The sequence below is a fragment of the Caldisericia bacterium genome, from assembly GCA_021158845.1.
In the GTDB taxonomy this organism is placed as follows: Bacteria; Caldisericota; Caldisericia; order B22-G15; family B22-G15; genus B22-G15.
The window spans coordinates 1-4,852 of sequence record JAGGSY010000135.1; the positions used below are offsets into that span (position 1 = coordinate 1).

Sequence of the window (4,852 nt, forward strand, 5' to 3'; positions counted from 1 at the left end):
CTCCCCCACAATATCCTTATAATGAACAAAAATATCTTTACCTTTAAATTCTATAAATCCATATCCCTTCTGAGGATCAAACCACTTTACCTTTCCTTCCATCAAATTAAGTATAAATTATAACACATTTATAGTCAAACAGTGGCATAGTTTGATAAATCTCTTGTGATTTAGAAATAATTTTTGTGTTAAACTTAGATTGGAAACAAAAAGAAGTGTTTTTCTTCTAAATTGAAGAAGGAGGAAAGTGGATGAAAAAAATCTTAACTTTATTAATCTTGTTTTCTCTGTTGCCACTTGGTGTGGCATGGAAAAGTGGGAATCCAAGAATCTACATTGAACCAGATACCATGACAGTGGTTTCTGGAACCAACTCAAGCTTTGAGATTAGAGTTTCAGATGTAACTGATCTGTATGGAGTCGCCTTCGATATATCCATGCCATTAAATGAACTCTCGGTTAAGCAATCTGGTATAGAAAAGTCAACAGATAAAGAGAAAAATTTCCTTGAGAGAGACAAGAGAAGTATTGTTGTCCTCTCCAAAGTCAAAAAGAACGAGAATAGAATAATTGTGGGAATATCAAGGATAGGACAGGTTGAGGGTGTATCAGGTTCAGGACTTCTTCTTAAGGTAAACTTTGTGGGAGGAAACACGGGTATATACGATGTTAAACTCCAAAACATTACCCTTTTTGATTCAAAGATGAGGCAGATGAACATAGATACTCAAGCTACAACATTAAGGGTTACTGTAGTACCTCAGGATAAAAGTCCTCCCACAGTAGAATTTACAACGACACCTCCTCCAGAGACAAATAAAACTTTAAGTGTCCAGTTTGAGTGGGAAGGTAGTGATGATAAAACTCTTCCAGAAAATCTGCTTTACTCCTATAAGCTTGACGAGGAGGATTGGAGTGAATGGAAACACACTACAAGCTATGTTACACCGAATCTTAAAGAGGGAAGTCATACTTTTTCTGTAAAGGCAAAGGATGAGGCAGGAAACGAATCAGAGGTTTTAACATACACCTTTATAGTTGATATAACCCCTCCAGAACTTGAGGTAACTTCTCCTCAAGATGGAACAGAGGTTAAAGACAAACTCATAGATGTGACAGGAAAAACTGAGCCGAATATAAAAGTAGATGTAAATGGAGTAATAGTAATTTCTGACTCTCAAGGAAACTTCACTGCCTCCTACTCTCTAAATGAGGGAGATAATCTACTCACCATCAAAGCCATTGATAAAGCAGGAAATGAAACTGTAAAAAAGATTCATGTGATATATAAGCCAAGAACAATAATAAGACTACAGATTGGTAATCTTATGGCTGTGGTAAATGACGAAACTGTAATGCTTGAACTTGCTCCATTTATAGAGAATGGAAGAACACTTGTCCCTTTGAGGTTTGTTGCAGAAACCTTTGGTGCCGATGTGGGATGGGATCCTGTGGAGGAGAGAATAACTATAACTCTTGGTGACAAGGTTGTTGTTCTATGGATCGGAAAGAAAGAGGCTTTAATAAATGGAGAAAGATACTATCTGGATGTGCCACCAAAGGTCATTGAAATCCCAGAACTTGGTGGAGGAAGAACCGTTGTCCCATTGAGATTTGTATCAGAAGCCTTTGGTGCTAAAGTGGAATGGGATCCAGAATTACAGATAATAACTATAACCTATCCAGGGGATTAACTTGAAAAGGAGGAATCTCATGAGAAATAAAATTTTAATTTTTGCTGTATTAATTTCCCTTATTTTTGGAGGATTCACATTAATCTCTTCAAGGGTAAAAGCAGAAAATACAAGCTGGCCCATGTTTATGCATGACATCCATCATAGTGGTCTGGCTGATGAAGTTCTGGATCCACATACCCTTCCCTTAAACGCCTATTCCTGGAGAGCTCCATTAATTCAAAATTCTAAATCCTCGCCTGTTGTCGCAGAAGGTAAGGTATTTGTTGGAGATTACTCTGGAAGATTGTACGCCTTCAATGTTGAGGATGGCACAAAGATATGGGACTTTGCCACAGAAAACTATATTCTTGGAGCACCTCTATACAATGGAGGAAGAGTATACTTCGCATCTGGTGGAGATCCAAATAGACCTACCAAAGTTTACTGCCTTGACGCAAACACTGGAAGTAAAATCTGGGAATTCTCACCTCTTGGGCAAGCTCTATCCTCCCCAATCTATGTAAATGGGTATATTATTTTTGGAACTGTTGGAAACCCAAGTTATGTTTATGCAGTGGATGCAACCAATGGAAATGAATTCTGGAAGAGAGAAGTGGCATACCATGAGTACTCATCCCCTACAGTAATTGGTGGAACAGTTTATGTATCCACATTCAGTGGACTTGTATATGCAATAAATCTTTATGATGGAAATATTCTTTTTACCTATCAGATACCTGGAATAACATCTATGGGAAACGAATCATCTATATCCACAGATGGAACCTATCTATTTGTTACCTCTCTATCCAATCTTCCAGATATAAAAGGTAAGATTATCGCATTGTCTGCCACACTCTCTCCTGTATGGGAATTTTCAGAGAGAGGAAACTTTGTATCCACTCCTGCCGTTGATGATACAGCAATATATGTTGGTGATAGAGAAGGACACTTCTATGCCATAAACAAGACAACTGGACAAAAATTGTGGCAGTTTGATGCAGAAGGACCAATTGATGGCTCTGCTGCTGTCTCTGGTGATTTTGTCTACTTTACATCCCGTGATAAGAAAATCTATGCATTGAATAAAAACACAGGTGAAAAAATATGGGAATATGCAACAGATGGAGAAATATACTCCTCCCCTGCAATAGCTCAGGGAGGATTATTTGTAGCTTCATCTGATCACTACCTGTATGCCTTCTTCCCAACGGCAAACTTCTATCTAAATGTTGAACCAGAGGGAAGGGTTATATATGCAGGAGAAAGCACCACATTCACAATCTCATTTACACCGTATGGAACCTTTGCAGGAGAAGTTACTCTTTCCCTTAAGAATCCCCCAAACAACCTAACCTATTCATTTTCACCTCAAACCCTTGAATCAGAGGAAGATACAGCAACTTTAACAGTAACAGCACTTCCCCAAATTGTTCCAAATGTTTACTTCCTTGAAATTGAGGGAAGATGTGGAAACCTTGTTGCAACAAAGACTGTAACTCTTGATGTGAGACCACAGGTTCAGGGTTCATTTACATTAAATGCTCAACCTCCTCAAAGAAGTGCATATCAGGGTGAAAGTGCCACATTTATAATAACCATGACAGCTCAAGGGGGATTCAATGTTCCTGTAAATTTAACACTGGTTAACCCTCCACCTAATACCACCTTCTCCTTTTCTCCTGAAGCAATCACTCCTACTGTCTCTTCTGTTTTGACCATCAATGTTGGAGAAAACACGCCACCCGGTCCATACTCACTCACAGTTGCAGGCTCAGGAGGAGGAAAAAGAGCAGAGGTAAACATACTTCTCACTGTGGTAATAATGCCCACAGGAGACTTTAAAATTGAGGTTGTCCCACCAACCTCAAGAACCATAACACAGGGAGGTACAAGTTTCTTTACAGTTAAAATTGAAAGAGATGAGATATTCAAAGGAGATGTGAGCCTATCCCTTGAAAGCGCAAGTGGTCCTCTGCCAAATGGGATAATCCCAACATTCTCTCCTGCTACAGTTCCATCCTTAGTGGATACTGCTTATCTAAAGATTGAAACCAACTCTTCTCTTCAGCCAAGCACATATATGCTTGTGGTTAAAGGCGAAAGTGAAGGGAAGATTAGAACAGCAAATATTGTTCTTGTAATAATGCCTCCCTCCAACACAACTTTAACTTTAATCCCTTCTCTCGTGAATGTTAATGCAGGTGATTCCTTTAAAGTGGATGTAAAGATTACAGGAGTAAATGACCTTGTATCTTTAAACATGGATATACTCTTTGATCCAAATCTTGTTCAGGTAGATGAAATAAGGGATGGTGGATTTATGGGCAGTGACGGTATCTCACCTATAATTGCCTACAAGATTCACAATCAGGAGGGGTATGTATCCCTTCAGGCGGTAAGACCAGCACTAACAGGTGTTTCAGGTGATGGAGTTGTATTCACCATAATCTTTAGAGCAACAAATCCCGGAAATGGAACCCTTCAGATTGCAAATCTCTCGTTATACAACTCAACGCCACTCTACATCTCCTGTCAATCGTATGGAAATACACTTCAAATTGGAGAAGGAACAGGAGTTAAGGGAGATGTAAATGGAGATAAAATTGTTGATGGATACGACCTTGTTTTACTTATGCAAGCCTTTGGTTCGGTCCCGGGAGAAGAAAACTGGAATCCAAATTGTGATTTCAATGGAGATTTAAGGGTTGATGGAATAGATCTTGTGATACTCGCTCAAAACTGGGGAAAAGTTGTACCATAATTCCTTATAGAACTTAGAACCATAAAAGGGGTGGATAATCCACCCCTTTTTAGTATATTTAAGGCATACACCTCTATCATAGATGCTTGACAATGATACTATATGTGATATCATAGGAGAAGAGGTTGAATAAAAGTAGAATTAAGAAGATTGTTGAGAGAATTTTGAGGAAACCGCCAGAATTTATGTTGAGTGATATTTTAAAGGTGGCTGAATATTTTGGCTGGAAATACGTTGAATGTAGAGGTAGTCATTTTAAATTAACTAAAAGTATGAGAAAACCTATAGTTGGTGTGGTTCATAAAGGTAAAGTTAAAAGAGCGTTTTTAATTGATTTTATAAACGCTTTAGATCTGGAGGAATGGTATGAAGAAAACGAAAATTAAAAACAAGGTAGAATATTATTTAAATC

Annotated in this window: 4 protein-coding genes; 3 read left to right on the forward strand and 1 reads right to left on the reverse strand. The window is 38.3% G+C overall.

Translation table 11 applies throughout. The features are described 5' to 3' along the window. Positions 1-102, reverse strand: a 102-nt coding sequence (locus J7J33_04930) for a cold shock domain-containing protein (protein ID MCD6168631.1), incomplete at its 3' end; no start/stop codon positions are given. A 149-nt stretch (positions 103-251) separates the two neighbouring features. Between J7J33_04930 and J7J33_04935 the strand changes: the two genes are divergently transcribed. The 3 genes from J7J33_04935 (at position 252) to J7J33_04945 (ending at position 4,826) form a co-directional block, all read left to right on the forward strand. Then, positions 252-1,694, forward strand: coding sequence for a hypothetical protein (locus tag J7J33_04935; protein ID MCD6168632.1), 1,443 nt, complete (start codon positions 252-254; stop codon positions 1,692-1,694). Positions 1,695-1,713: 19 nt separating this feature from the next. Next, positions 1,714-4,440: a PQQ-binding-like beta-propeller repeat protein gene (locus J7J33_04940; protein MCD6168633.1), complete on the forward strand. Its 2,727-nt coding sequence runs from the start codon at positions 1,714-1,716 to the stop codon at positions 4,438-4,440. Positions 4,441-4,565: 125 nt separating this feature from the next. Further along, entirely contained in the window at positions 4,566-4,826 is a 261-nt protein-coding gene (locus J7J33_04945; GenBank protein MCD6168634.1) for a type II toxin-antitoxin system HicA family toxin, read from the forward strand. Positions 4,827-4,852: the final 26 nt, after the last annotated feature.

Bases quoted from the DNA above. Each gene is read 5' to 3' on its own strand.
- J7J33_04935 (MCD6168632.1), top strand. From the start codon at position 252: ATGAAAAAAATCTTAACTTTATTAATCTTGTTTTCTCTGTTGCCACTT.
- J7J33_04940 (MCD6168633.1), top strand. From the start codon at position 1,714: ATGAGAAATAAAATTTTAATTTTTGCTGTATTAATTTCCCTTATTTTT.